This window comes from Stenotrophomonas sp. 278 (assembly GCF_003935715.1).
In the GTDB taxonomy this organism is placed as follows: Bacteria; Pseudomonadota; Gammaproteobacteria; order Xanthomonadales; family Xanthomonadaceae; genus Stenotrophomonas; species Stenotrophomonas maltophilia_AH.
In genome coordinates this window covers 1-5,299 of sequence record NZ_RHPP01000204.1, presented here as the reverse complement: position 1 = coordinate 5,299, position 5,299 = coordinate 1, and the positions used below count along the sequence as shown (strand labels likewise).

The following is a 5,299-nucleotide window of genomic DNA, read 5'->3' as shown; positions in this document are numbered from 1 at the left end:
CGCCGACACCCTGCCGGCGCAGCCGCTGCCGATCGTGCACGTGTTGATTCCTTCCGGCGTGGGCGATGCCCCGGCCGCGCAGCCGCTGATCCGCAGCTGGGCGCACAGCTGGGAGAACATGTACGACGGGCTCGATGGCGTGGCCATCGACATTCCGGCGCTGGACCTGCCGGCCACCCGCGACGGCCTGATTCCGCTCAACATCCGCATCAAGGATCCAATCTGGCCGGCACGCGACATGATCGATGTCAGCGTCTCGGTCAAACCCGGTGAGAAGCGCACGCTGTGGCTGGACCTGCGCGACCGCATTCTCACCGCCGACAGCCTGTGGTTGAGCGTGGCATCTGGTGCACCGGGCTTCAACGCGAGTTCGCTGGATGGTGCCGAGATCCGCCTGGTGTTCAAAGACCGCGCCGACGCCAAGCGCGAGCACACCGCCGACCGCTTCAACCAGGTGCGCGACAACTGGGGTTTCCTGGTCGAGGAACACACCACCTCCAAGCGCCAGCGCCTGTATGCGCGCGTGTATGCCGACCTGAGCGACCTGCTGCGGGTGGACCCGGACCATGAGCTGGGCCGGCTGTACTGGAACTACATCAGCTACAACAGCCAGGGCAAACCGCCGTTCAAACAGCCCGAAGCGCCCAAGGGTGCACCGATGTGGGCGTTCCGCCAGACCGAAGACCTGAAGTACGTGCGTCGCTTCGTCGACTGGTGGATCGACAATCGCCAGATCGCCTATGGCGACTTCGGCGGCGGCATCTCTGACGACACCGACCTGACCCAGCAGTGGCCCGGCCTGGCCCTGATGGGCGTGGAACCCGATCGCCTGAATGCCTCGCTCACCGCGCTGAGCGACGCGGTGTACCGCAATGGCATGTTCAGCAACGGCCTGAGCACCATCGAGACCGACGAACTGCACAGCTACGAAGAAGGCATCAACGCCAACAGCGCCATGCTCTACCTCAACTGGGGCGACCCGTTGACCGTGGAGCGCCTGATGGAAACAGTGAAGGCCTTCAACGAGCGCATCATCCTGCCCAACCCGCAGGGCCACCTGCTGTTCTCCAGCAACTGGTTCGGCGGCAACAAGGTGTATCGCGAACCGAATTGGCAGTGGCAGAAGCCGTACTCGTTCCCCGCGCTGCATCCCGCGTTCCTGATGGGCCAGTACAACGCGGATCCCACCGGCCGCAAACTGGTGGTGGGCCTGGCGGACGGTTACCTCGCTCACGCCTACACGGACGACAAGGGTCGTTGGGCGCTGCCCAACGAGATCAACTGGGCAACGGGCAAGACCCGTGGCGGCGAGCTCAACAACGGCTCCGGCGGCGGCGACACCATGCACACCTTCTGGGCCGCATGGCGTTTCACCGGTGACGACAAGTACCTCAAGGCGCTGGACTATCGCGTGGCGCGTGGCGGGCCCAGCTCCTTGTCCAACCTCGGCGAGAACTTCGTCGAAGTGCTGGGTCGTGGCGCGGACTGGAATCCCGCACTGATCGCGGAAGCCGATGCAGGCAAGACCGGCTTCGCCAGCGTGATGGCGTGGCAGGCCACCGGCGACAAGAAGTATCTGGAAGACCTGCATGCCGACGGCATCCAGGCCAAGGCCCAGCGCGAGTACATGAACACCGAGGGTCATTGGTGGTCCGACCGCGTGGAAGCCAACAGCGAGTTCCTGCAGCGCGCCCGCCTCGGCGGCATTGCCCTGCGCCGCAACCAGAGCTGGCCCGGTCACACCGTCAGCTGGCGCTTCACCCAGCCCGAGGCCGCTGAGCAGGTTGGGTTGCTGGTGCATTCGCCGAACACCGAGCGCTTCACCGTTACCGCGCACAACCTTGGCAAGCGCGCCGCCGACGCACAGATGACCACGTGGAACGTCACCGCCGGCACCTGGCGCGTGCGCAGCGGCGTGGACCGCGATGGCGACGGGAAGATCGATGGCAAGGCCAGCACTCAGGATGTCGTGTTGGAGCGCAGTGCCTCGATCCCGCTGCGGTTCGCGCCCGGGCAGACGCAGGTGTTCGAGTTCGAGTTGGTGCAGGCAGGTACGCCGGTGGAGCTGCGGCCGGATCTCGGGGTTGGGCGCGGCGATGTGCGTGTGGATGGGAAGCAGCTGCACGTGACCGTGCACAGCCTGGGCCACGTGTCGACGCCGGTGGGTGTGGCCGTGCTGGAAGACCGGAACGGGCGGGAGATCGCACGGAACGAAGTGCCGGCGATGGAAGCGCCGAGCGATCTGGTGCCGCGTACCACGACCGTTGGCTTGCCACTGCCGGCTGGCAGCCGCGAAGGGCTGCGGGTGCGTGTGATGCTGGACGGCGACGCTGCCGAAGTCACCGGCCTCAACAACACCGTGGTGGTACCAACCCCGTAGAGCCGGGCTTGCCCGGCTTCCTTCCGACATCGCGGTGGTTCAGCCGGGCAAGCCCGGCTCTACGTTTCCTGCGTTGACGCGCCATGCGCGTCGTCGCGCATCACCGCATCAAAACGTCACACTCCCCTCAATACACGTAACACACTCCCCACCCACCCAAAGATCCTCCCCCACCACCTCCACCCGCACCCGCCCGGCCCGCCCCAACGCCGTGCCCTGGCTGATCACATACCGCTCTGGTGCCAACCCCTCGCGCAGCAACCACCGCGCAATCCCGGCATTGAGACTCCCCGTCACCGGATCCTCCGGCGCAGCCTCCCCCGCAATGAACGCCCGCGATTCAAACTGGGTATCCACCCCATCGCCAGCGTCACAGGCCGCAAACACCCCCACCATCAACCCTTCCAGCGCCGGATAATCCGGCTTGATCGCCAGCACCGCGGCGCGACTACACAGTCGCAGCGCCAGCCACTTCGGCCCATTCACCGCCCACTGCGCGTCCACCACGTCCTCAGCGGCGACACCCAGCCCAGCACGTACGCGCTCTAACACGTCTGCCTCAAGCGGCCCCTCACGCAGCAGCGGCGGAGCCACGAACGCCAAGCCGTCCGCGCCCTGGCGAATACGGACCAGTCCAATCGCGCACTCCTGGATGATCTCCGCGCCCTGCGGCACCCCACCCTGCGCCAGCCACGCAAAGCAGCTGCCCAGCGTGGGGTGGCCGGCAAACGGCAGCTCGCCCATCGTGGTGAAGATGCGCACCCGGTAGTCCGCACGCGGGTCAGTCGGCGGCAGCAGGAACGTGGTCTCGCTCAGGTTGGTCCAATTGGCGAACGCGGCCATGCGGGCGTCGCTGAGTTCACCAGCGTCATGAACCACGGCCAGCGGGTTGCCGAGCAGCGGATCGGTACTGAAGACGTTGACCTGACGGAAGGGATGGACGCTCACGGTGGGCTCCGCATGTGGGGAAACGCATCATGCGTCCCAAAGCCCCCGTAGAGCCACCCCTGGGTGGCTGCCATGATCCTGCCCGCGCTCGACCCGCGACGCATTCGCGGCGAATCACGACAGACCCTCGTTCGTGGGCGTTGTCGGAACAAGCACGCATCCACGCTTCCTGATGGGCACCGAAAGCGCCTGCTCTCAGACCAAAGGCCGCACCGGCGCTGACGCTCAACGGAGCGCCAGAAAAAGCAACCATACACCGCAGATTCATCAGATTCTGAAAATGCATCTGAGCCATTGAATCAGCACACACCCACGACTACTGTCCGCCTCCCAAAAACATCCGTGTCGAAGTGACCAGAACCGACACGGCCAACCGGAGGTCTGCATGACGTGGTGGTGGGAAGGGAATCGGTGGGAGAGGATAACCAAAGGCATCGTAATCGCAATGCTGTACGCAGTCCTGAGCTGGTCAGCGCGGCAGATATCATTGGACCAGTTCTATCTGCCTGCAGGGATCCGAGTGGCGGCACTCCTGCTGCTTCCACGGCGTCTATGGGTCTACCTTCTGATCGGTGAGTACGCCTACTTTGCCTACATGCGGATACCCATGATCGAGAAGTACGGGTTGACGTGGGTGGTGCTTGGCTCGATCACGCTCATGCCCTCAGTGGCCATGATCGTGCACTGGCATCGCAGGAGGATGCGCACTGGCGGAGAAGCATGGGCCCTATCTGCATGCGCGCTGTCCGCGATCACGGTGACTGCACTGAACGTATCTCTGGCGAACATGCTATGGCCGGTTCCGACGCCTGGCGCGCCGCTGACGCAGACTCTACAGTTCGTCGTCGGTGACTACGTGGGCATGCTCACGGTTGTGCCACTTGTGCTTCTCTGGAATCGGCGGAACGAGTCCAATATCGAAGTATGCCGGTACACGCGCTCGTCGACGACCACAATTGCCGCAATGCTTCTGCTTGGAGTGGGATCGCTAGCGATCCCAAAGACGCAGGATCTACTGATCTCGCTCCTCCAGACATCGATGGCCCTTCCCGCCATTGCATTGACCTGCATGCATGGGTGGAGGGGCGCCGCGATTGCAATACCTATACTCAACCTCTTGATGGGCGTGACTTCGCCACCGTGGACCTTTGACCAATCTGTCTTCGTCACGCAGCAGATCCTGGCCGTCGCCGGAACCGCGATGCTCTGCCTGGGATCAAGCATCACTTACTACTATCACCAGCATAGAGCTGGTTCACGCAGGGAAAGACTGGCCATCGCACATGCCAAAACCGCACACGTCTCAGCAGAGATGGAGCTGAGGAAGCGGGTGATAAGCATGAAGAGAGTCGGAGACGGAATTGATCATTCCCTAAGCGAAATAGCGCACTGGTTGAATGAGAAGGGTCACCATGGGCTAGCCGATGATCTTATGCGAATCGCGGTTGCGAACTCTCGAGCATTCAGGGAGGAGACGAGCATGGTATATCCCACGGCGCTTGAACACGTTGGGCTGTACTTGACCCTACAGATAAGCGGAATCGCCAATGAGTGGAGCAGAACTGAACGAGTGCTCCCTCCACGATTGTCTGGGGACCCGTGCAAGCTGACAGTTGGCTTACAGTTGGCGGCTTATCGACTTCTGACGGAAGCCGTATCTCTGCTTCTATCTGGCGAGAAGGGCAAGATGATTGTGAAAGCTCGCTGTGGGAGAATCGCAGGCTATCAGGGAATAATAGTGCTGGTGTCTGCTGCGGATGTAACCCAACAACTGAGTCAGGTTACAACTGTCAGGTTGATGGCACGATTGACTGGAAGAACCCTCGCATATAGGGGGAACATCGGGTTCTACCCCGATATCACGGACGGTTCTAAAAGAGCTGCAACCTTCTGGTCCTGCTTGGCGACCCTTCTGCGCATCCTAGGGTTGTGGCGTCGCTCGATGTAGTCAAACACATCCGCTCGTGCCGC

1 protein-coding gene and 3 pseudogenes are annotated in these 5,299 nt (G+C 62.7%); 2 read left to right on the top strand and 2 right to left on the bottom strand.

The features are described 5' to 3' along the window. Positions 1-2,380 (top strand): annotated as a pseudogene (locus EGJ34_RS20285) (LamG domain-containing protein); the annotation flags it as partial. Between the two features lie 108 nt (positions 2,381-2,488). Here EGJ34_RS20285 and EGJ34_RS20280 read toward each other — a convergent pair. Further along, the gene (locus EGJ34_RS20280) at positions 2,489-3,328 is read right to left on the bottom strand and encodes a PhzF family phenazine biosynthesis protein (protein ID WP_125362236.1); all 840 of its coding nucleotides are present in this window, start codon (positions 3,326-3,328) and stop codon (positions 2,489-2,491) included. A gap of 385 nt (positions 3,329-3,713) precedes the next feature. Between EGJ34_RS20280 and EGJ34_RS22810 the strand changes: the two are divergent. After that, positions 3,714-4,541 (top strand): annotated as a pseudogene (locus EGJ34_RS22810) (MASE1 domain-containing protein); the annotation flags it as partial. Positions 4,542-5,176: 635 nt separating this feature from the next. Here EGJ34_RS22810 and EGJ34_RS20275 read toward each other — a convergent pair. Further along, positions 5,177-5,299, bottom strand: a pseudogene (locus EGJ34_RS20275) (IS3 family transposase); the annotation flags it as partial.